This window comes from Corynebacterium sp. HMSC074H12 (assembly GCF_001813755.1).
Classification (GTDB): Bacteria; Actinomycetota; Actinomycetes; order Mycobacteriales; family Mycobacteriaceae; genus Corynebacterium; species Corynebacterium hiratae.
Map to the genome: position 1 here is coordinate 52328 of NZ_KV813884.1, position 21576 is coordinate 73903.

The 21576-nt window shown below is 63.3% G+C and carries 18 protein-coding genes; 7 read left to right on the forward strand and 11 right to left on the reverse strand.

All coding sequences use genetic code 11. The features are described from left to right. Window positions 1-28: 28 nt before the first annotated feature. Entirely contained in the window at window positions 29-1225 is a 1197-nt protein-coding gene (gene glf / locus HMPREF2932_RS02685; protein ID WP_049156907.1) for a UDP-galactopyranose mutase, read from the reverse strand. 170 nt (window positions 1226-1395) lie between these two features. On the opposite strand from glf, the gene HMPREF2932_RS02690 reads away from it, so the two are divergent. Next, on the forward strand, window positions 1396-3342 hold the full coding sequence (locus tag HMPREF2932_RS02690) for an N-acetylmuramoyl-L-alanine amidase (RefSeq protein ID WP_071409546.1): 1947 nt from the start codon (window positions 1396-1398) through the stop codon (window positions 3340-3342). Between the two features lie 109 nt (window positions 3343-3451). Here HMPREF2932_RS02690 and HMPREF2932_RS02695 read toward each other — a convergent pair whose 3' ends face one another. The 7 genes from HMPREF2932_RS02695 to serS form a co-directional block, all read right to left on the reverse strand. Further along, window positions 3452-4552 (reverse strand): HNH endonuclease signature motif containing protein, encoded by a 1101-nt coding sequence (locus tag HMPREF2932_RS02695; RefSeq protein WP_071409561.1) that lies wholly within the window; start codon window positions 4550-4552, stop codon window positions 3452-3454. A 123-nt stretch (window positions 4553-4675) separates the two neighbouring features. Continuing rightward, complete coding sequence (locus HMPREF2932_RS02700) at window positions 4676-5521, reverse strand: Cof-type HAD-IIB family hydrolase (RefSeq protein ID WP_071409547.1); 846 nt, start codon at window positions 5519-5521, stop codon at window positions 4676-4678. Between the two features lie 189 nt (window positions 5522-5710). After that, window positions 5711-7258, reverse strand: a complete 1548-nt coding sequence (glpK, locus tag HMPREF2932_RS02705; RefSeq protein ID WP_070510899.1) for a glycerol kinase GlpK — start codon at window positions 7256-7258, stop codon at window positions 5711-5713. Between the two features lie 36 nt (window positions 7259-7294). After that, window positions 7295-8032, reverse strand: a complete 738-nt coding sequence (locus tag HMPREF2932_RS02710; protein WP_070702245.1) for an MIP/aquaporin family protein — start codon at window positions 8030-8032, stop codon at window positions 7295-7297. 74 nt (window positions 8033-8106) lie between these two features. Beyond that, a complete protein-coding gene (locus tag HMPREF2932_RS02715; RefSeq protein WP_071409548.1) occupies window positions 8107-9831 on the reverse strand; it encodes a glycerol-3-phosphate dehydrogenase/oxidase in 1725 nt (574 codons plus the stop codon). A gap of 331 nt (window positions 9832-10162) precedes the next feature. Next, on the reverse strand, window positions 10163-11857 hold the full coding sequence (locus HMPREF2932_RS02720) for a lysophospholipid acyltransferase family protein (protein ID WP_071409549.1): 1695 nt from the start codon (window positions 11855-11857) through the stop codon (window positions 10163-10165). A gap of 82 nt (window positions 11858-11939) precedes the next feature. Next, complete coding sequence (serS, locus tag HMPREF2932_RS02725; protein WP_046647615.1) at window positions 11940-13202, reverse strand: serine--tRNA ligase; 1263 nt, start codon at window positions 13200-13202, stop codon at window positions 11940-11942. Window positions 13203-13268: 66 nt separating this feature from the next. Here serS and HMPREF2932_RS02730 point away from each other — a divergent pair, with 66 nt between their 5' ends. From HMPREF2932_RS02730 to HMPREF2932_RS02740, 3 genes are all read left to right on the forward strand, one after another. Further along, complete coding sequence (locus HMPREF2932_RS02730) at window positions 13269-14000, forward strand: GntR family transcriptional regulator (RefSeq protein ID WP_210397745.1); 732 nt, start codon at window positions 13269-13271, stop codon at window positions 13998-14000. Between the two features lie 73 nt (window positions 14001-14073). Beyond that, a complete protein-coding gene (locus tag HMPREF2932_RS02735) occupies window positions 14074-15183 on the forward strand; it encodes a septum formation family protein (RefSeq protein ID WP_071409551.1) in 1110 nt (369 codons plus the stop codon). A 29-nt stretch (window positions 15184-15212) separates the two neighbouring features. Then, window positions 15213-15560: a metallopeptidase family protein gene (locus tag HMPREF2932_RS02740; protein WP_049156893.1), complete on the forward strand. Its 348-nt coding sequence runs from the start codon at window positions 15213-15215 to the stop codon at window positions 15558-15560. A gap of 24 nt (window positions 15561-15584) precedes the next feature. Here HMPREF2932_RS02740 and HMPREF2932_RS02745 read toward each other — a convergent pair whose 3' ends face one another. Both HMPREF2932_RS02745 and pheA read right to left on the reverse strand, forming a co-directional pair. After that, window positions 15585-16232 (reverse strand): histidine phosphatase family protein, encoded by a 648-nt coding sequence (locus HMPREF2932_RS02745; protein ID WP_071409552.1) that lies wholly within the window; start codon window positions 16230-16232, stop codon window positions 15585-15587. 11 nt (window positions 16233-16243) lie between these two features. Then, window positions 16244-17155, reverse strand: coding sequence for a prephenate dehydratase (gene pheA / locus HMPREF2932_RS02750; RefSeq protein ID WP_071409553.1), 912 nt, complete (start codon window positions 17153-17155; stop codon window positions 16244-16246). Window positions 17156-17196: 41 nt separating this feature from the next. On the opposite strand from pheA, the gene HMPREF2932_RS02755 reads away from it, so the two are divergent. The 3 genes from HMPREF2932_RS02755 to HMPREF2932_RS02765 all read left to right on the forward strand — a co-directional run bounded on the left by HMPREF2932_RS02755 (window position 17197) and on the right by HMPREF2932_RS02765 (window position 20523). Then, window positions 17197-18342 carry an amidase gene (locus tag HMPREF2932_RS02755; protein ID WP_071409554.1) on the forward strand — a complete coding sequence of 382 codons (1146 nt, stop codon included), beginning with the start codon at window positions 17197-17199 and terminating at the stop codon, window positions 18340-18342. Next, window positions 18339-19037, forward strand: a complete 699-nt coding sequence (locus HMPREF2932_RS02760; protein ID WP_071409555.1) for a CPBP family intramembrane glutamic endopeptidase — start codon at window positions 18339-18341, stop codon at window positions 19035-19037. The genes HMPREF2932_RS02755 and HMPREF2932_RS02760 overlap by 4 nt, the downstream gene beginning before the upstream one ends. A gap of 91 nt (window positions 19038-19128) precedes the next feature. After that, a complete protein-coding gene (locus HMPREF2932_RS02765; protein WP_084738950.1) occupies window positions 19129-20523 on the forward strand; it encodes an LCP family protein in 1395 nt (464 codons plus the stop codon). A 103-nt stretch (window positions 20524-20626) separates the two neighbouring features. Here HMPREF2932_RS02765 and HMPREF2932_RS02770 read toward each other — a convergent pair whose 3' ends face one another. Then, a complete protein-coding gene (locus HMPREF2932_RS02770) occupies window positions 20627-21556 on the reverse strand; it encodes a DUF5926 family protein (RefSeq protein WP_049156882.1) in 930 nt (309 codons plus the stop codon). Window positions 21557-21576 lie beyond the last annotated feature (20 nt).

Here is a 21576-nt window from a genome sequence, read left to right on the forward strand (position 1 = left end):
CTGCGGGAACCAACCCGCGCGCGGCAGCTTAGTGGCCGCGCTCCTGCTCCAGGGCCTTGCCCTCGTTCCAGAACGGGGCCAGCTTGTTATCGAACAGGCTCAGCGCGGACGCGATGGCCATATGCATGTCCAGGTACTGGTAGGTGCCCAGGCGGCCGCCGAAAAGGACCTGGTTCTCGCGGGCCTCGGCGGCGGCGAGCTTGCGGTAGGCCTCCAGCTTGGAGCGGTCCTCCGGGGTGTTAATCGGGTAGTACGGCTCATCGCCCTTCTCCGCGAAGCGCGAGTACTCCTTCATGATCACCGTCTTGTCCTTGGGGTACTTATCGGCGCGCTCCGGGTGGAAGTGGCGGAACTCGTGGATGCGGGTGTAGTCCACGTCCGCATCGTTGTAGTTCATCACCGGGGTGCCCTGGAAGTCACCGGTCTCCAGCACCTCCATGTCGAAATCGAGCGTGCGCCAGCCCAGCTCGCCCTCAGCGAAGTCGAAGTAGCGATCCAGTGGGCCGGTGTAGACCACCGGCGCGCTTGGCGACGCCCCTCGCAGCTCCTCGCGCACGTCGAACCAGTCGGTGTTGAGTTGGACGTCGATAAGCTCGTGCTCCGCCATCTTCTCCAGCCAGGCCGCGTAACCGTCGACGGGCAGGCCCTCGTAGGTGTCGTTGAAATAGCGGTTGTTGAAGGTATAGCGCACCGGCAGGCGCGTGATATTGCCGGCCGGCAGCTCCTTCGGGTCGGTCTGCCACTGCTTTGCGGTGTAATCGCGAATGAAGGCCTCGTAGAGCGGGCGGCCAATGAGCGCGATGGCCTTTTCCTCCAGGTTCTTCGCCTCATCCACGGCGAACTCGCCGGCCTGCTCTTTGATGAGCTGGCGCGCCTCATCCGGCGAGTAGTAGCGGCCGAAGAACTGGTTAATCAGGCCCAGGCCCATGGGGAACTGGTAGGCCGTGCCATCGTGCATGGCGAAGACGCGGTGCTGGTAGTCGGTAAAATCGGTGAACTGGTTGCAGTACTCCCACACGCGTTTATTCGAGGTGTGGAAGAGGTGCGCGCCATACTTGTGGACCTCGATGCCGGTCTCCGGCTCGGCCTCCGAGTAGGCGTTGCCGCCCAAGTGCTCGCGGCGCTCGACGATGAGCACCTTCTTGCCCAGCTGGGAGGCTGCGCGCTCGGCCACGGTCAGGCCGAAGAATCCAGATCCAACAACGATGAGGTCATATGCAGTCATGGCCATCAGCTTAAAGCAGTAACACGCACAGAACGGCTGGGGACACCCGAGCGAGAAAACTCGCGTGTCACACCTTCTTTCACTCCAACAACTGGCGTAACATTTGCCCCGTTAGTTAACTTTTTGCGCTTCTTTTAACCTTCTGGCGCACACCATCCTAGGGAGTAACAGTGCACCTCAAACGTCGTCTTGTTCCCGCGAAATCGACGTGGTCGACGCCGGTTATCGCTACGGTCACCTCGATCGCTGTGGTCGCTGCCGCAGCCGTGGGCGGCCAAACCCTCATCCAGACTCAGGAAGCGGGCAGCGGCCCCATCGAAGTGAGCTCGGCCTCCGAATCCTTCGGGTCCGGCGAAACGGTCGTGGTGGATGACCCGGCCATCGCCGCCCAGGGCGAGGGCGAAGGCCCGCGCGCCGTCAAACAATTCCATCGCGATGAGACCTTCTCCTCCTTCGCCGTCACGTGGAAGGGCTCGCGCGACGTCGCGGCCTTCGTCCGCGCTAAGCAGCCAGACGGGTCCTGGTCCGAGTGGTACGACATGGACGCGATGTCCTACAACAACGATGACCCCTCCGCCACGAACGGCACCGAGCTCATCTTCGTAGGCGATACCAACGACGTGCAGGTCTCCATCAACAATGTGGATCTGGTGACCGGGTCGAACCTGGACGAAGAGTTCACCGAAACCCCCGTTGAGGACGCCGCGCTTGACGACGCCTCCTTCAACGTCGGCGACATCGCCCCCGTCGCTGAGACCGAAGAGCTTCCAGCCAATAGCGACGTGGAAGGCCTCGAGGCTGTCTTCATGGACGGCAACGCCCAGGAGGGCGAGGTCATTGAGCCGACCGCTGAGACCGACGGCATGCCGCGCGTGGTCTCGCGCGCAGGTTGGGGCGCGGATGAGAGCATCCGTTGCAAGGGTGCTGACTATGATGACGGCGTCAAGGCCATTGCGCTGCACCACACCGCGGGCTCCAATAACTACACCCGCGCGCAGGCGGCCGCACAGGTGCGCGCCGCGTACAAGTACCACGCCCAGAACCTGGGCTGGTGCGATATCGGATACAACGCGCTGGTGGATAAGTACGGCACCATCTACGAGGGCCGCTACGGCGGGCTCGACGAAGCCGTGCAGGGCGCCCATATCGGTGGCTTCAACCGGAATACGTGGGGTATTTCCATGATTGGTAACTACGAGACGGCTCAGCCAACGGAAGCCTTGCTGGAGTCCGTCACTGACCTGGCTGGCTGGAAGGGCGCGATTTCCGGTGTTGATCCGACCTCCCGCGTTTCCCTGCGCTCGGCGGAGAACTTCCGCGGCTCGCGCTACCCGGCTGGTGCCTCTGCCTCGGTCTATGGCCTCTTCGGGCACAGCGACGTTCACTTCACTGCTTGCCCGGGTCAATACACCATTGCCCAGTGGCCGAAGATCCGCGAGGCGGCCCATAAGAAGTACGTGGCCATCAAGTCGGGCGCGTCTGGTTCGACCTCCACGGACTGGGGCAGCGTGGATACACCTACGCCGGATACCTCCGACTCCACGCCGAACGACAACGACGCGCCTTCCGCTCCTGCACCGGCCGCTCCGGCACAGGAGGCAACGTCCTCGCTGGGCGATGCTGAAATCCCGATGAGCACCATCACCGCACTAGTCGGCCTGGCTGGCACGCTCTTCGCCATCATGTATGCCCGCTCGGACCAGCAGATTGACATGAACCAGACGGTCAATGGCCTGCCAGTGGAGCAGATCCCGGGCATCGTGACCAAGGTGCTTTCCCTGAGCCAGAACGAGGGTTTGAAGGAAACGTGGACGGCAGTCCTTAACGCCTTTGGTCCGGCGCTGGGTCTGGCTGTTGGCGGTCCGGATGAGTCGGCCGGCATCATCTACCAGCTCTTCCAGAACGGCGTCGTGCTGAGCTCCGAAGAGACCGGTACGCACGCGCTGGTGGGACGCATCGCCAAGGAATGGGCGTCCGGCGACAACTCGGCAACACTCGGCCTACCGACCTCCGACGAGCTCCCCACCGGCTTCGGCAAGGAAGTCCGCGTGCAGTTCCAGGGCGGTTCCATTGTCTACAACCCGGAGACTGAGCAGATTCAGGTCTTCACGAACTAATCCCAGCCGCACCGTGTGCGCGCAAAACTCACGCGCACAGCCCTGTGGGATCGCCGATATTGCGGGAGCCACCTCGGTGGCTTCCGCTTCGGCATGTTATCTATTGGATTTAGGTATCCGGCGGGGTTCCGCCCACTAAGCCCCCGTTGGCCTGCTGTTTCAATGCTGCTTGCGCTGCTTGGTACGCCGGCTGGGAAGTAATCGGCTCCGCCCACGGTGGGACATAATCCACCCCACCCCGCAACCGGAAGACATAGCCAGCGCCAGTCGGCTTATCCGGGTCATCATCATTAACGCCATTGTGATAAGCACACAACATCGTCAAATTCGGCGGATCCGTCGCCCCACCAGCTTTCCACGGCACCAAATGATGCACCTGGCAATAATCAGCCGGCTTATTACACCCTTCACGCGCGCACGTCGGATGCTCCGCACTGGCCATTAACCGCTGCTCAAACCCAGCCAAACGCCGCACCCGATGCAACCACACCGGCCCAATCGTTGGATGCACCAACGTCACATACCCAACCTCAGCAAACTTATAGGTGACAAACTCCCGCCCTGTCATCCGCCCACCATTAGTCAGCACAAGCTCAATATCATCGCCCTCACCGCGCACAATCTGGTCCAACTCATCCAAGGTGACCACCACATTGGTCGCCACCGCAGGCTTAGAACCCCCATGCGCTTGGTTGAAAAACACCTGGCCTACCGCATCCAATAAATCAGCCGAATTAATCGACTCCAACACCCCGCGCATCTCACTTATCCGCAGCGGCGAATCAGTAATCGTCAGCGAATGCGGACCCACCTTCCGATACGTCAGCCGCACCCCAGGTTCAGGCACTCGCCGCGGCCGCAACTGCCTCAAACGCTCCTTCGCCACCTGAGGAATACGGTGTGCCGGAGTCGCCGCAAGCCGAACGCGCAGATTCCACGCATCCAACTCTTTTTTCACCCTGACGGTATACGACTCAATCAAACTCAACGTCGCAACATCATGCCTTTGAGCAACCGCAGCCGCACGCGCCTGGCGCTGCTTGCCCGTAAAACGCGTCGGCCCGAAATACACCGCATGCAGCCCAGTCAACTCCGCAGCATCAGCCACAGAAGCACCACGCGCGCGTAAATCATCCACACTGCCTACCGCAAGCCCCACAAGATCCAACCCCGAACTGCGATAGGAGAAATAAGTCTCCAAGTCCCCCATGCCCACGAGACTAAAACACCACCACACACCCCGCAACCGGAGGCAGAAAACTCTCAGAATCTGCTAGAAAAAGGGCAGGTAGCGCTGGGCTTCACGGCTACAGCACGGCGGGGTACAGCAGCGTTAGAACCAGCGCTCAAGCACCTTTGCCACACCTGCCTGGTGATGCGCTACCGTCACCGCATCTGCCGCCTCCATGACCTCTGGGTGAGCGTTCTCCATGGCAACCCCGCAACCTGCCCACTCGAGCATCTCGATATCGTTGGGCATATCGCCAAAGGCGATGATGTCTTCGCGGGCGATACCGTGATGCTCGGCCAGCCACCTAATTCCGCGCCGCTTCGTCACGTTGGGGGCCGCCACCTCGAGGATTCCCTCGGACATTGAGTAGGTCACGTGGGCAAGCTCGGAATCGATGTGCGGAGCAATAAGCTCGTAGAGTTCCGGTGCGGAGAACGCGGTGTTGCGGATCAGCAGCTTCACCGCCGGTCGGGACACCAATTCGCCGACGCTCACGAGGCCGAAGCCTTCAAAAAGCGCGTTCTCCGAATAATGCGATTCCACCACGAAGAGTTCCTCCACCGGATCCAAGACCGAGCCCCCCGTGCGCTCCGCGCCGAAGCCAACACCGCCATGGGGCTCGAGCACCTTCGTGGCCACCTCCACGATTTCCGCGAGGGCTTCAGGCGAGAGCTCGTGGGCGGAGAGCACGCGGTCCTCCGCCGAGTCATAAATCACCGCACCATTTGATGTCACGCACACCGGGCGCACGGTCAGCTGCTCCAGCACGGGCATGATCCAGCGGAAGGGCCGGCCGGTCGCCAGCGCAAACTCGCTGCCCGCGGCAACTGCTCGGGCCACTGCCTCGCGGTTTCGCTTGGGCACCCGGTGGTTTCGGTCCAACAAAGTACCGTCGATATCGCTGATGATGAGGCGCGGAGCGCGGTCCGAAAATACGTCACTGGCCATAGCCCTGAGTCTACGTCAGAGCGATGCACACAAGAGCGCACCCGCAACGCTGGTGGCCACAACAACGTCCACTGCAGCGTTGGCTCCCCACCACCGTGCCGCAGCCCGCCACTCGCACAACGACGAAGGCGGCCGCCACGAGAATGCTCGTGACAGCCGCGCTTGCCTGCAAAGACTGCTACTTAGCTCTTAAGCGATAACGTCGTCATCGTCCACGTCTTCCCAGTTCAGGGAACGCTTGATGGCGCGCTTCCAGTCGCGGTAGAGAGCCTCGACTTCGTCCTTCTCGCGCTGCGGCTTCCAGACCTTGAAGTCGCCCTGCTGGGAGCCCAGTACGCTGAGGTCATCCCAGAAACCGGAATCGAGACCCGCAGCGAAGGCCGCACCGGTAGCGGTGGTCTCCACGTTCTTCGGGCGGTGGACCTCCACGCCAAGCATGTCCGCCTGGAACTGCATGAGCAGCTCGTTCATGGTCATGCCGCCGTCGACGCGCAGCTCGGTGATCTCCACGCCGGAGTCCGCCACCATGGCATCGGCGACGTCGCGAGTCTGGTACGCGGTGGACTCGAGCACGGCGCGGGCCAGGTGCTTGCGGTTGGCGTAGCGGGTCAGACCAACGATGACACCGCGGGCATCCGGGCGCCAGTACGGAGCGAAAAGTCCGGAGAAAGCCGGCACGATGTAGACGCCGCCGTTGTCCTTGACCTCGCGAGCCAGGTTCTCAATGGACGCGGAGTTCGGGATGAGCTGCAGGTTATCGCGCAGCCACTGCACCAGGGAACCACCCATGGAGACGGAACCCTCGAGCGCGTACACCGGGCGCTCGCCCTCGCGCTGGAAGCACACGGTAGTCAACAGACCGTTCTCGGAGAACTTCGGGGTGGTACCGGTGTTGAGCAGGAGGAACAGACCGGTCCCGTAGGTGTTCTTAGCAGAACCCGGGCGGAAGCAGCCCTGGCCAAACATGGCGGCCTGCTGGTCGCCCAGGATGGCGCGAATCGGCACACCGGACAGCGAGCCGCGCTCGCGGACGGTGCGGAAGTCGCCCAGGGACGGGCGGATCTCCGGCAGCATGGAGGTGGGAATCCCCATCTCCTTGCACAGTTCCTCATCCCACTCGAGCTTCTCGATGTCCATGAGGAGGGTACGGGAAGCGTTGGTGACATCGGTGGCGTGCAGGGCTTCCTGGCCGTTGTCGCCGTCGGCGCCACCGGTGAGGTTCCACAGGAGCCAGGTATCGATGGTGCCGAAGAGCAGCTCGCCCTTCTCCGCGCGCTCGCGGGCGCCCTCGACGTTATCGAGGATCCACTTCACCTTCGGGCCGGCTGGGTAGGAGTTGATGATGAGGCCGGTGCGGCGACGCCACTTGTCCGCACCTTCATCACCAGCGAGTTCCTTACAAATCTCGGTGGTGCGGGTGTCCTGCCACACGATGGCGTTGTATACCGGCTTACCCGTGTTCTTGTCCCACACGACGGTGGTCTCACGCTGATTGGTAATGCCAAGTGCTGCGATATCTTCGACATTGATGTCGCCGTTGGCCAAAGCTTCACCCACAGCGCGGCGGGTGTTGCTCCAGATTTCCTCCGGGTCATGCTCGACCCAGCCCTTCTCCGGGAAAATCTGCTCGTGCTCGAGCTGGCCGACGGACACCTGCTCGCCGTCGTGGTTGAAAATGATGCAGCGGGTGGACGTAGTTCCTTGGTCAATCGCTGCAACGTAGCGCTTGGTAGACATTGTGTTCTCCGTTTCTGAGTAGTGAAGGTCTGATTTTTAGAGAGCCATGGACAGCAGGCCGACAGCGACGGCCGCCAAGGTCGGTGCAACCACCGGAACCCAGGCATAACCCCAGTTGGCGCTGCCCTTGTCCTTGATGGGGAGGATGAAGGCGTACATGATGCGGGGTCCGAGGTCACGGACCGGGTTGATCGCGTAGCCGGTAGCGGTGCCGAGGGACAGGCCCACAGACACGACGACGAAGGCAACGGCGAAGTACTTCAGCGGACCCAACTCGCCGCCGGCCGGGCCAAAGGCGATGAACATGAGCAGTACGCAGGTAGCGATGAACTCGGTGGCTGCGTTCCAGCCGTTGTTCGGGTGCGCCGGGGCGGTAAAGAAAATCCCCCCAGTGTTCTTGTTGGCGCCGGTGACGTTGCCGGCTTCATCGAGGTTGTTGGCGTCGAAAAGCTGCTTAAACGTAGCCCAGGCAAGGAATGCACCAAGCATGGCGCCGAGAATTTGCCCCAGCAGGTAGTAGGGAACGAGGCCCCATTCAAGGGAACCGTTCACCGCCAGCATGATGGTGACCGCCGGGTTGAGGTGACCGCCGGAGGGGTCGGCGACACTAGCGCCGATGAAAACCGCGAGGCCCCAGCCCATAGCGATGACGATCCAGTCCGAACCGCGCGCGCCAGAAGTTCGGAGGTTCACAACGGCGCACACGCCGTTGCCGAGCAGGAGCAGCAGTGCAGTGCCGATGAACTCCCACAGGAATGCATCCATTCCGGTCATAAGATGTCCTTTCTTATCTGCCTAGGCCAAGGGCCCAGCGAGGGATATCCACCGCTCGCTAGGCCCCGTGACTTTTAGGCTTCTTCCTTGGTGGCTCGTGCGCTTCCTGCGCGCTCGAGGATGTCGTTTGCCTCACGGTCGGTCAGCGCTGCCTCAGCGGCGAGCTCTGCCTCAGTGTGCTTGGTGAAGTGGGAGACTTCCCGCTCGATATCGGTCTGATCCCAGCCCAGCAGCGGGGCAACGAACTCAGCGATCGGCTGTGCGGCAGCGACGCCGCGGTCGGCGAACTCGATGGCCACGCGCAGGCGGCGGGAGACGATGTCGTCGATGTGCAGGGCGCCCTCGTGGGTCACGGCGTAGCGCACCTCTGCCCAGATGTAGCTCTCAGCACCCGGAACCGGTTCGAGCAGCGTGGCGTCGTCAGCAGCCGGAGCCAGCACCTCACCGATCAGCGAGCCGTAGCGGCCGAGCAGGTGCTCGATGCGGTCCTCGCTGAGGTTGTAGCGGCGGGCCAGTGCCGGAACCTGGTTAGCCAGTGCGTGGTAGCCGTCCGCACCCAGAATCGGGGTGCGCTCGGTCACGGACTCAGCCACCTTGGTCCCCAGCTCCTTCGCGGCTAGATCCACCGCGTCCTTGCCGATGACGCGGTACGTGGTGTACTTGCCACCGGCGACGGACACCATGCCCGGTGCGACGCGGGCAACGGCGTGGTTGCGCGACAGGTTAGTGGTGGAATCGGACTTGCCGGACAGCAACGGGCGCAGACCGGAGTACACGCCGACGATGTCATCGCGGGTGATCTTGTCGCGCACGCGCTGGTTGACCTCATCCAGGATGTAGTCGATATCCGCCTTCGTCGGTGCCGGATCCGGCAGGGACAGGCCCTTCTCCCAATCAGTATCGGTGGTACCGATGATCCAGTACTCACCCCACGGGATAACGAAGAGCACGGACTTTTCGGTGACGAAGCACAGCGCGGCATCCGCGTCGAGGGCATCCTTCGGAACCACGATGTGAACGCCCTTGGAAGCGTGGACGGTGAACTTGCCTTCAGCGCCCGCCATCTCCTGGATCTTGTCGTTCCACACACCGGTCGCGTTAATGAAGACCTTGCCCTTCACGGTGGTCTCGCGGCCGGTTTCCAGGTCCCGGACCTTCGCGGCAGTGATGCGGCCGCGGCCGTCCTTCTCAAAGCCAATCACCTCAGTGCCGGTGCGCACGCTAGCGCCATATTCGGCGGCGGTGCGCAGGACGGTCATGGTGTGGCGGGCGTCGTCGACAAGCGTGTCGTAGTAGCGCACGCCACCGACGACGGCGTCCTCCTTGAGGCCCGGGGTTACCTTCAGCACGCCCTTGCGGGTGAGGTGCTTCTGCATCGGGACGCTCTTGGCGCCACCCATGAGGTCATAGAGGGTAAAGCCGCCGAACATCATGACGCGCTCCCAACCGCGGTGGGTCAGCGGGAAGATGAACTTCAGCGGCTTCACCAGGTGCGGTGCCAAAGTCGACATGTTGAGCTCGCGCTCCTTCAGGGACTCCGCCACGAGGCGGAAGTCGAACATGGCCAGATAGCGCAAACCACCGTGGAACATCTTGGAGGAACGCGAAGACGTACCCGCCGCAAAGTCTTGGGATTCCAGCACAGCCGTCTTCAGGCCACGGGTGGCCGCATCCAGTGCAGCACCGGCGCCTACGGAACCTCCGCCGATGATGACGACGTCATAGTCCTCGGTGGAGTAGTCATTCCAGGTCTTTTCAAAATACTCAGGGTTGAAGCTGTTAATACTCGTCGTGGTCATTGTTGACCGAGTCTCCTCTCTCGCTGCACGGCGTCAGAAAGTCCTGTCCAGTTGACGATGTGCGCAGCATGTTGCGCTCATCCACCACGCGCGTCCTGTGCACCGATGCCTCGGCCACCTGCCCGAAGGGCGGATGAAGAAGAAGTTTTCTCCCACGGCCAATGCTATAGGTCACGCCAAATTATCTCTGGAGACGCTACTCACACGTAAGTTCCGCTTCCGTAAGCTGGAGTTTCCAAGGCACTCCATAGGTGAACAAAATAAAATAACACCCCCTTCCGGGGGTGTTAACGGGCGTTGCGAACGCTTCTTAAGTCCAGGGTGTCAAGACTTATTTCTTCTCTTGCTGCAAGCGTGCCATGGCCTCCAGCACCTCGGCCATTCCGTAGCGCTCGGTGGAATACGTCACCGCCTGCGCAGCCTTAATCACCTCAATGGGTGCAGTCTCAAGCGCCACCATGCGCACGGCGACGCCGTCCCCGCCCTCCGCAAAGGTTTCATCCCCCGGCTCATTGGCAAAGAACAAGAGATCCTTCGGCTCGGCCCCAATCTTCTTCACCACGGCCGCCAGCCCCTCCGCGGGGGAAGAGGCCGTCGCCACCACTCCCCCGGGGGCATCGTTGAACTGCACCCCTTCGGCACCGTCCGAGCAGGCGATGCGCCAACACGATTGCGGAAGGTCCCCAAAGGCGGCAGCGTCCAGTACCTCGCCCTGCGGCGAGAGCACGACAAACTCCTCAACCTGCGGGTGGAGCTGCGTCAGCGCTTCTTGGAGCCGCGTCGAGATTTCCCCGTTTTCCATGCTCAGCGCGCTCTGATCCGCCACGACCACGCGCGGCACTTCGGAATACTGCGCCTTCACGCGGTGGGGCAGGCGCGAGACAATGAGCCGAGATTGCGTCGCCGCGGAGAGCAACCCCTGTTCCACCACGGAGCCAGCGAAGATTTCCTTACTGCTCGCAGCCATGGAAGCTTGGGCCTCCATGACATCAGACTTCAGTTGCGCCATCACCCCCGTGACCTTGTCGCGGCCCTCCTCGACACCGCGCATGGCCTCTTCGACCACCGAGTTGAGGTTTTCCTTGATCCACTCAAGGGTTTCCGGCGCGGTACGCGGGCGGTCCTTCTCGGCGGCCTCGGCTCCGGCTTCTGCGGTACCGGTTTCCTCATTACTACCCGGCTTCATCAACGCCATCCGGTCGCGCATGAGCTCCACGGTGGCCTCGGACACGTGCTCCTTGAGATTGGTCAGATCATCGCGCAGCCGGCGCACACGGTAGCGCTCAGTCTCCACCTCGGAGTCCTGGGCCTCGGCCTCCTCCAGCGTCGGCGCGCCCCCACCCTTACGGGCCGGTACCCAGTATTCGCCAGCCGGCATCGGGCCGAATTCCTCCTCGTACTGAGCCCACAGCCCCTCCAGAGCCTCCTGCATCCGGCGGCGCACCTCCGCGATATCCGCATCGAAATCGCCCGTGGTGTAGTAGGGCTCAAGAGCCGTGATCAGCACTGGGGTCTTGGTGCGGCCTAGGTGCTTCTTCTGGCCCTTCGTCCAAATGCGCTGGGAGCCGAAGATGACCTGCGGGATGATCGGAACACCCGCGCCGTGGGCGATACGCGCCGCACCGTTGCGCATGCTGCGAATCTCGAAGCTGCGGGAAATCGTGCCCTCCGCAAACACACCCACGAGCTCGCCATTCTTGGCCAGCTCGATGCCTTTGACAATCGACGCCCCGCCATCGATGCGATCCACCGGAACATGCCCCATCACCTGAAAAAGCTGACCGGCCACCGGCGTCTGGAAGATGGAGGCTTTAGCCAAGTAGCGCACCAAACGCCGCTTGCGATAAGCCAAGAAGGCCCCGAAGAGGAAATCCATGTAGCCGGTGTGATTGCACACGATGACGGCCCCGCCCTTATCCGGGATATTCTCCTCGCCGGACAGGCGCATCTTCAGCCCCTGGGCCAAAGTCACCCCGCGGCCAATGTGCGTAATCTGCCGGTAGAGGAAATTAGTCACAACGCTCATGATGCTCCAGGGAGGATTTAGGGCCTTAAGAGGGCACAACCGGGGATCGAAGGGGGCGCCTGCGGCGCCTCCTGTCATTCTTCTAGGAGTTTACGGGGTAAAGAACGTCCTTACCCACGAATGGGCGCAATGCCTCCGGAACCACGACGGACCCATCTGCCTGCTGGTGGTTCTCCAGGATGGCCACGAGCCAGCGGGTGGTAGCCAGGGTGCCGTTGAGCGTGGCGGCGTACTGGGTCTTGCCGTTCTCGTCGCGGTAGCGCGTGGAGAGGCGGCGCGCCTGGAAGGTGGTGCAGTTCGAGGTCGAAGTGAGCTCGCGGTACGTGCCCTGGGTAGGCACCCACGCCTCGTTATCGAACTTGCGGGCTGCAGAAGAACCGAGGTCTCCGCCCGCGATATCGATGGTGCGGTAGGGCAGCTCCATCGCCGCCAGCATGTCCTTTTCCATGTTCAGGAGCTTCTGGTGCATCTCCTCAGCGTCTTCCGGCTTGCAGTAGACAAACATCTCCAGCTTGTCGAACTGGTGCACACGCAGGATGCCGCGGGTGTCCTTGCCGTGCGAGCCTGCCTCGCGGCGGAAGCAGGAAGACCAGCCTGCATACTGCAGCGGCCCCTTGGACAGGTCGATGATCTCTTCCTTGTGGTAGCCAGCCAAGGCCACCTCTGAGGTGCCGACCAGATAAAGATCATCCGCCGGCAGGTAGTAAACCTCATCCGCGTGCTGACCCAAGAAGCCAGTTCCCTTCATAACGTCCGGGCGCACGAGCACCGGCGGGATCATAAGGCTAAAGCCAGCTTCACGAGCCTTCTGCGCAGCCAACATCAGCATGCCCAGTTGCAGGAAGGCGCCGTCACCAGTGAGGTAGTAAAAACGTGCGCCGCCGACCTTGGCGCCCCGCTTGACGTCGATAAGCCCCAGCGTCTCACCCAGCTCCAGGTGATCCTTCGGTTCGAAGTCGAACTGCGGCTTTTCACCGACCTCCTCGAGGACGATGAAGTCATCTTCGCCGCCCGCCGGAGCACCCTCCACCACGTTGGAGAGCTGGTACTGCAACTCCTCCACCTTGGCTTCGGCCGCGGCCGCTTCCTCGCCGGCCGCCTTGACCTTTTCCTTCAGCTCATTGGAGCCCTCCAGCAGCGCCGGGCGCTCCTCCGGGGAAGCCTGGCCAATCTTCTTGCCAAAGGCCTTCTGCTCCGAGCGCAGCTGGTCAGCCTTCACAATTGCCGCGCGGCGCTGCTCATCGGCGGCAAGCAGCTGGTCCACCAAAGCGGGGTCCTCCCCACGGTTTACCTGGGAGGCGCGGACGACATCGGGATTTTCGCGAAGAAACTTGAGATCAATCACGCCGGATAGTCTAGCGCACGGCCATACCTTTGCGCTGGTCATAACCAGCGCATTATCATGAATAACATGGCACCTCACATTATTACCGACGGCCCCGTGCCCAAGCACGCTCAGCTGCGGGATATCCTCTCCGAGCTCTGCCGAACCACCCTCAAACCCGGTGACATCCTCCCCGGCGAGCGCATTCTCGAAGAAACCTACGGCGTCTCCCGCATCACCGTGCGCCGCGCCATTGGTGACTTGGTGGCGGAGGGCCGCCTGCGCCGCGTGCGCGGTAAAGGTACCTTCGTGGCTCCGAACCCACTGGTCTCCCGGCTCCATCTGGCGTCCTTTTCCGATGAGATGGGCTACCAGAAGGTACAGGCTTCCTCGCGGATCCTGCTGGGTGAGCGCAGCACCGCCCCCAGTGAGGTCTGCGAGTTTTTCGGCACGGAAACCACCGTGGCCCATACCCACCTGCGGCGCCTGCGCTTGGGCGATGGCGAGCCCTATTCCATCGACGATGGCTGGTATAACTCCACCTTTGCTCCGTCATTGTTGGAGAATGACATCTACAATTCCGTCTACGCGATTTTGGAAAGCACCTTCGAGGTCCCCATCACCGGGGCCGAGCAGACGGTCACAGCCGTCGCAGCAGAGGAGGACATCGCTGAGCTTCTCGACGTCCCCCTGAACACCCCTCTCCTCCACATCACCCGCCTCGCCCGCTCCGGCGATCGCCCCGTGGAGTGGTGCTCCTCGGTCTACCGCACAGACCGCTATAGGCTCACAACGCACGTCTCCCGCGCACGTATCTAGCGGCGCCGTGCTCCCGCACGGCGCCGGGCGGGCTAGAAGCCCGGGCCGCCAAGGGAGTAGTATGAAGAGTTCTATGAGCACTTCATCTGCGTGGCGCTCCGCCTCCGCCATCCGCGTCGTCCTCGTTGCAGCCGTGGCCGCGGCCGCCTTCATGGCGTCCTACGGCCTCTTTAGCGGCGAGCCAACCGGCACCGATTCGGCCGCACAAGGCTCCGCTGCCCCCAGCGCCGACGGCAGTCAGGCCGCCGATCCCTCCGAAGGAGAGATCGCATCCTTTACTACCGCCTCCGCTGGTTCGTGCGTGACGTGGGACATCGCCCCAGACGGCACTGCCACCGGCTTCGAGCAGACCAGCTGCGATAAGCCGCACCGCTTCGAGGTCTCCTCCCGCGAGGACCTCAGCACCTACCCCACCAGCGAGTTCGGACCCAATGCCAAGCGCCCCGACATCACACGGCAAAACGCCCTGCGCGACGAGCTGTGCGAAGCCCCCACGGTGAGCTACCTCAACGGCAAGTGGGATCCCAACGGCCGCTACGACATCGCCTCCATCCTGCCGCCGGCCGCCTCCTGGGAGCAGGGCGACCGCACCTTGCTGTGCGGCCTGCAAACCACCGACGCCAATGGGGTCCCCCAGGAATCCACTGGCAAGGTCAGTGAGGTGGACCAGGCGGTCGTCGCCAAGCCAGGCGAATGCCGCAAGGTGGACGAAAACCAAGTGCTCAGCACCGTTCCGTGTAGCGAGCCGCACCAGATGGAGACCGTATCCGTCATTAACCTGGCCGAGAAATTCCCCGATGGTTACCCCAATGACGAGGACATGGATAAGTTCCTCTCCGAAACGTGTACTCAGGACGCCATGGACTACCTAGGCGGCGAGGAAAACCTCTACCAATCCACGCTGCAGCCTTTCTGGGGCGCAATGAACCGCGAGTCCTGGGAAGCCGGCTCCCGTTCGGTGAACTGCTCCCTCATCCACGTCAACGACGGCCTGTTTTCCACCATTACCGGCTCCGCTGCGGAGGGACGAGATTCTCTGAACATCAACGGTGCCCCACCCACCGAGCAGCCGAAGCGCAACCCGCTGCGTGACCAGAACGCCCAGCCGGGCGGCGAGAACGCACAGCCGGCTGGCGACAGTGCCGCTCCTGCCGCCACGACTGCGCCGGCACCGGCCCAATAAACCCCGACTATTTCACAGGGAGTACGCACGTGTACGAGGTCAGCGAAGAACGCTTCGAAGAGCTAGTCGGTGAGGCCCTGGATAAGATCCCCGATCGATTCGTCGACCAGATGCGCAACTTGGTCATCTTGGTGGAGGAAGAAAACCCAGAAAACCCTAACCTGCTGGGCCTCTACGAAGGCGTGATGCTCACGCACCGCACCGCCTCGCACACCGGCTACTTGCCGGATACCATCTCCATTTACCGGCAACCTTTGCAGGCCATTAGCAACTCCGAGGAGGAGCTCGCCCACGAGGTCATGGTGACCGTCTTCCACGAGGTCGGGCACTATTTCGGTTTCGAGGAGGACCGCCTCCACGAGCTCGGCTGGGGGTAGGCGCCTACCGTAGCCAGAGCGAAACTAAACCTCGGTATCCGCCCAGCGCTTCAGCGTCCACTGGCCAAAAGGCTGGCCCTGTGGCTCCATGAGGGTAAGGCGGCAGTTCGGCATGTAGCCGGTATAAGCAAAATCGGGGTCCACGCCGCAGGCATGCGTGGTCACCACGCGGATGGCAGCACCGTGGCTGACGACGACGATATCCTCATCATCCTCCAGCTCCGCAGCAAGATCCTCCAACACCGGTTGGTAGCGCTCGAGCACATCCACGTAGCTCTCACCGCCAGGCATCCGGGCAGCTTCATCGCCGTCGAGCCAGCCGCGCAGCGCCACCATGTATTCGCGGTGGGTATCCTCGCTGCCACTCATTTCATGCTCACCGGCAAAGACCTCGTGCAGGCCTACACGCACCTCCACCGAGACGTTGCGCTCATCGGCGGCCTCGCCGTATGTGCGGGCGGCCAGCATCGCGGTCTGCTGGGCGCGCAGGGCAATAGAGCACACAAAGCGCACGCGGCGCCCCGCGCACAGCTCAGCCAACTCGCGGCCAACATCTTCCGCCTGGCCGCGGCCGCGCTCGGTGAGCTCGGCGCCCGGCGGGCGGGTGTCCATGATGCGGTCAATATTGGAAAAGGTCTGGCCGTGGCGCAGCAGGATGATTCTTCCGGTCATGCTTCACCACACTATTGGCCGGTGCGCGCCTGCGCTACCCATTCATCGGCCTCTTTCAACCGCGCCAAATCCCGTGGGGCCTCCCCTAGCGCCACCACGGAAGGCCAGGAACCCACGAAAACGACATCCTCCGCGCGCAGCCACAGTGCCCGCAAAGCCTCCGCCACCGGCTGGTCCTCAATGTGCCCGATGAGGTCGGCGTGGAAGCGGTAGTTGCCAAAGACGGTGCGCAGCGGACGGGATTCGATGCGGGAGAGGTCCACCCCGCGATGCGCGAATTCCTGCAGGGCCCCGACCAGGGAGCCGGGCTCGTTGGGCAGGGTGAAGATGACGGACGTCCTGTCGTTGCCGGTCCGCGCGGTGGGCTTTCCGGCCGGCCCCACGAGAACAAACCGCGTCGTGGCCCCCGCGACATCCGCCACGCTGTCCGCAAGAGAATCCAGCCCGAAGACCTCCGCTGCCCGTGCCGGGGCGGCCGCGGCATCGACCTCCCCGCGCGCCACGGCCTGCGCCGCCGCGCCATTCGACGCCGCCGGAACATACTCCACGTCCGGCAGGTTCTGCTCCAGCCAGCCGCGCACCTGCTGGTAGGCCACAGGGTGCGTGGAGAAGGTGTGGAGAGTCTCCGAAGACGTGCCGGGGCGCACCAGAATGGAAAAGGACACTGGCAGGTCTACCTCGCGGTAGATCTGGACCCGGGAGCCGTCGGCAAGCGCGTCAAAGGTGGCTGTCACCGGCCCGTCCACGGAGTTTTCGATAGCCACGCAGGCATAATCCGCCGCACCTGTGCGCACCGCCGCCAACGCCTCAGCCGGCGAGTTCACCGGCAGCCCCTCGGGGGAAGCAAAGTCTGCGGCGAAGTGCTGCATCGCCGCTTCCGTGAAGGTTCCGGCGGGCCCGAGGAATGCGATGGTGGTGCTCATGACAGCAACTTTATCTCACGTAACTACTAAACTGAGCCGCCATGGACAGCACCGAGTTCACTCTGGACAAGCTGCGCGAGGATCTATCTGGTCTGGACCCCGCGGAACACGGCTTCACGTACCTCGATCTCGAGCGCCGGCCGCAGGCGCACGGGCGCTTGAGCGGCTGGATTCTCTCGGTCAAGGACCTCAATGACGTCGCCGGCATGCCCACTACGCTCGGTCATGCCGAGCGCGCCTACGTGGCGGAGGAGACCGATCCTTTCGTGCAGGAGCTTATCGACGCCGGCGCGCTCGTCGTCGGCAAATCCGCCGCGCCCGAGCTGGGCCTGCGTGTGGACACCGAACCTGTCGGCCTGGCGCACCCGGATAATCCGCTCTACCCGGGCCATACGCCGGGCGGTTCCTCCGGCGGAGCGGCGGTCCAGGTGGCGCGGGGTCTGCTGCGCGCTGCGCATGCCTCCGACGGCGGAGGCTCCATTCGCGTGCCGGCTGCCGCCTGCGGCGTCGTCGGGTTCAAGCCCGGCGGCGAGGACCTCTCGGTGCAGGGGTTCATCACGCGCAGCATCGCCGATACCGCAACTCTGCACGGCCTTAACCCGCGTGCCCGGCGCGCCCGCATCGGCGTGCTGACGGATCCCCTCTTCGCTCAAGCCGAGGTGGCCCCGCACATGCTGCGCGCGGTCGCAGAGGCCACCGCCACCTTTGAAGGGGCGGGGTTCGAAACCGTGGCTATCTCCCCCTATCCCCAGGCCACGGCTACCTTTGAGGCCTTCCAGCACATCTTTAGTCGCCGGCTGGCCGGCCTTGACTTCGCGGAGGGTTACGCGGAGTGGATCCGTGCGAAGGGCCGGCGCGTCACGGATTCCGAATTCGCCTCAGCCCGCGCGCACGCCGCGCAGCTGCCGGAGCTGCTGGCACAAGAGTGGGAAGTCGATGCCATCTTGAGCCCCATGCTGGCCTTCGATCCGCCCCGGCGTGGGCACTTCCTGGCGCTGGAGCACCAGGCCAACTTTGATGAGCAAACGCGGTGGTCACCGTGGGGTTCGTTGTTCAACGTGGCGCAGCTGCCTGCCATCTCCGTGCCGTGGCCGGTGCGCGATCACCCGCCCGTGGGCGTGCAGTTGGGTTCAATCACGCTTGACGACGCCTCCCTTCTCGGCCTCGCCCAGGTACTTCACCCATGACCGCGCGCTCACGCCTGCGCGCGGAAATCCTCATCGTCCTCACCATCACGTTTGGTATCTCGGGCGTGCGCGCCGCGCTGCGGCTGACTGATGCCTTGCTTAACCCGGCCCCGCTCAACGAGCAATCGGTCACCATCAACGCCTCCCAATCGGCGACCACGCTGCTCGACCTCGCCTTCCAACTCTGCAGCGCCGCGGTGCTCTTCGCGTGGGGAGCACTTGCGCTCTACCTGATCTCCTTCCCGCCCCGCCCGCGGTGGCGGGATGGTGTCCACGGCGCAGCGCTAGCGGCAGTCATTGGTCTGCCGGGGTTGGTGCTGTATTACCTGGCGCTGCACTTCGGGTGGACCAAGGAGGTGGTGCCGGGAGCGTTCGATACGTGGATTGAGATCCCGGTGCTGCTCATTAAGTCCTTCGCCAACGCCTGGGCGGAGGAGCTGGTGGTGGTGTACTGGTTCATGACCAGGCTCAAGCAGTCTGGGTGGGCCCTGCCCGCAACGCTGGCTGCTTCCTCCATCCTGCGCGGCTCCTATCACCTCTACCAGGGTGTTTCCGCGGGCTTCGGCAATATCATCATGGGTGTGCTCTATGGCTGGTACTTCCACCGCACGGGGAAGGTGTGGCCGCTGGTCATCGCGCATTTCCTGATCGACGCCGTCGCTTTCGTGGGCTACGCACTGCTCTTCGGTGCTTAAGCACGGACCAGAGTTCATAGCATCACAAAGACCACGACCGCGCCCTGTGTGAAAAGTGGGGCGGAAGTGATTTCGCGGTACAGTGTTCCCCATGACCTACCAAGGACGCGATCCAGAGCGCGATTCCCGCCGCGCTGGCAGTCCCCACGGCGATTCCCGCCGCGCGGGTGCCACTGGCCCTGCCCACCCTCACGGCCCGGATGGCCCGCGCGGTGCGCATGCTGCCGGGCAGGATGCCGGTGAGTTTGTTCTTGGCGCTGACGGGCAGCCCCTGCGGGATCGTTATGGACGCCCAGTGCGTCGCCGCCCCTCTGGGCAGCGAGCTAATCCCACGCACTCATCTTCTCGCGCTCAGCGCCCCAGCGCGCAGCGCTCGCGTCCGGAGGAAACCCGCTTCGACGTCGAAGCTTATATGGCTCAGCACGCATCGCCGCGCCCGGCGCCCCAGCAGAACATGCCCGCCCGGGAACCTGCCGCCGGCGCATACCGGCGAAGCCCCGACGCACCGCCGCGCAGCTACTCCCCACAGACTGCGTCCCGCGGGCGTCCTGCTCGGCGCCCGCATAGCCGCCGCAAGAAGGTCAACCCGGCCAAGCAAGTATTCGGCTGCTTGGGCTGGCTCATCGTCATCGCCCTCGTCTTCATGGTGGCCTTCACCTTGTGGACGGATTCGCGCCTGACCCGCATCGACGCCCTGCCCACCGAGCAGGTAGCACAGACCTCCGGGACGAACTGGCTGCTGGTGGGCTCGGACTCACGCCAAGGCCTGACCGAAGAACAGCAGGCCGAGCTGGGCACCGGCGGTGACGTAGGAGTTGGCCGCACCGACACCATCATGCTTCTGCACATTCCCACATCCGGAAAGGCCCAGCTGGTCTCCATTCCGCGCGATAGCTACGTCGATGTGCCCGGCTTCGGTATGGACAAGGTCAACGCCGCCTTCACCTACGGTGGGCCGCAGCTGCTGACCCACACCGTGGAACAAGCCACCGGCCTCCACATCGATCACTATGCGGAGATCGGCATGGGTGGCTTAGCCAATGTGGTGGATTCCGTGGGCGGCGTGGAGATTTGCGTCAAGGAGCCCATCAACGATCCGCTCGCCGGCATCGACCTCCAAGCGGGATGCCAGAAGCTCCGCGGCCCGGATGCCCTCGGATACGTGCGCACCCGCGCTACCGCGATGGGTGACTTGGACCGCGTCGAGCGCCAGCGCGAGTTCTTCGCCGCGCTGCTGGATAAGGCAACGTCCTTCTCCACCATCGGCAACCCCTTCAAGGCCGTCTCCCTAGTCAACCACACCGCGGATTCCTTCATCGTCAACGAGAAGGACCACGTGTGGCACCTTGCCCGCGTGGCGCTGTCCATGGCCTCAGGCGTGGAGACAAAGACTGTGCCGATCGGCGGCTTCCAGGACACGGTCGTGGGCAATGTTGTCCTCTGGGATGACGCTGAAGCCCAAGCCCTCTGGGACTCCCTGCGCTAAGATTCGGCCGGTCGTTTCGATCAAATAAGGCTCCAAAACCCTTGGTTTTGGAGCCTTATTTGATCGATCGGTACCTACACCTCGGGGCGGAGGCACCGCGGTACTAGCGCAGCGTCACCTGACGGGACTTGATGTTCTGCAGCTGCTTGCGCTCATCGGCGTCGAGGTTGGCGTCGTTGGAGATCTCCTCCTCCAGCGCCTTGTTCACGCGAGACAGCTCGGCCTCGTAGGAGTCGTGCGCGACCTCAGGGTCGAGGTCAAAGACCGGGGCGATCAGCCCGTGGGTGCGGAAGACACCGGCGAACTTGGTGCCCTCACCCAAGTTGAGCTCACCGCGAGCGGCCACGCGCGCCAGCGCATTGAGGAAAGCATTCTCGTCATCACACGGACGGACCCAGCGGATGTGGGCCTTGCCACCACCGGCGTTAGCCCAGAAGGCGGTGCCGGCAAAACCTTCGGCCTCCTGGCCCACCTGGTAGGACTCGATGACGGAATCGTTGGCGCGCTGCAGAGCCTGCGCCATCTGCGGCGGAACCTGTGCGCCCTCCGGCATCCACCACGCGAAGTCCTGGTAGACGTTGATCTCCAGTTCGGCGTCCTCTTCCAGCAGCTCCTTGAGCTCCGGCTGGGAGCCATCAGCAGCGGTGGACTCGAGGGTGGAGCCCGGCGCGTTGTTTTTCACCCAGTTCAGGGCGAAAGCCAGGTCGCGGCCCGGGTTGTGCGTGTGAGACTGCACCTGCAGTCCCACGAAGGCCTCACCACCGGATTCCTCATCACGGATGAGCGCCGCGGTAGCACCGGGCAGCACGGTAGCGACGTAAACGTCCTTGTCAAAGCCCTTGACGGACAGCTTCGCCGTTGCGGAAGGAACAAATTCCTGCAGAGCGACGAGGCTAGCCTCAGCGGCGAGCCCGCCGAAGGGGCGAGGGTCCTTTTCCAGGGCAGCGCGCTCGGCGGCGCGGGCAGCGAGCTTAGCTTGGCGGCGGGACATGCCCTCCGGCAGCTGTTCGTTCTTCTTTTTCTTCTTGGCCATACTGAACAACTTACCTGTTC

Bases quoted from the DNA above. Each gene is read 5' to 3' on its own strand.
- HMPREF2932_RS02755 (WP_071409554.1), top strand. From the start codon at position 17,197: ATGGACAGCACCGAGTTCACTCTGGACAAGCTGCGCGAGGATCTATCT.
- glf (WP_049156907.1), bottom strand. From the start codon at position 1,225: ATGACTGCATATGACCTCATCGTTGTTGGATCTGGATTCTTCGGCCTG.
- HMPREF2932_RS02745 (WP_071409552.1), bottom strand. From the start codon at position 16,232: ATGACCGGAAGAATCATCCTGCTGCGCCACGGCCAGACCTTTTCCAAT.
- glpK (WP_070510899.1), bottom strand. From the start codon at position 7,258: ATGTCTACCAAGCGCTACGTTGCAGCGATTGACCAAGGAACTACGTCC.
- HMPREF2932_RS02700 (WP_071409547.1), bottom strand. From the start codon at position 5,521: ATGGCCAGTGACGTATTTTCGGACCGCGCTCCGCGCCTCATCATCAGC.
- HMPREF2932_RS02715 (WP_071409548.1), bottom strand. From the start codon at position 9,831: ATGACCACGACGAGTATTAACAGCTTCAACCCTGAGTATTTTGAAAAG.
- HMPREF2932_RS02735 (WP_071409551.1), top strand. From the start codon at position 14,074: ATGAGCACTTCATCTGCGTGGCGCTCCGCCTCCGCCATCCGCGTCGTC.
- HMPREF2932_RS02730 (WP_210397745.1), top strand. From the start codon at position 13,269: ATGGCACCTCACATTATTACCGACGGCCCCGTGCCCAAGCACGCTCAG.
- HMPREF2932_RS02760 (WP_071409555.1), top strand. From the start codon at position 18,339: ATGACCGCGCGCTCACGCCTGCGCGCGGAAATCCTCATCGTCCTCACC.
- HMPREF2932_RS02710 (WP_070702245.1), bottom strand. From the start codon at position 8,032: ATGACCGGAATGGATGCATTCCTGTGGGAGTTCATCGGCACTGCACTG.
- HMPREF2932_RS02720 (WP_071409549.1), bottom strand. From the start codon at position 11,857: ATGAGCGTTGTGACTAATTTCCTCTACCGGCAGATTACGCACATTGGC.
- HMPREF2932_RS02770 (WP_049156882.1), bottom strand. From the start codon at position 21,556: ATGGCCAAGAAGAAAAAGAAGAACGAACAGCTGCCGGAGGGCATGTCC.
- HMPREF2932_RS02695 (WP_071409561.1), bottom strand. From the start codon at position 4,552: ATGGGGGACTTGGAGACTTATTTCTCCTATCGCAGTTCGGGGTTGGAT.
- pheA (WP_071409553.1), bottom strand. From the start codon at position 17,155: ATGAGCACCACCATCGCATTCCTCGGGCCCGCCGGAACCTTCACGGAA.
- HMPREF2932_RS02765 (WP_084738950.1), top strand. From the start codon at position 19,129: ATGACCTACCAAGGACGCGATCCAGAGCGCGATTCCCGCCGCGCTGGC.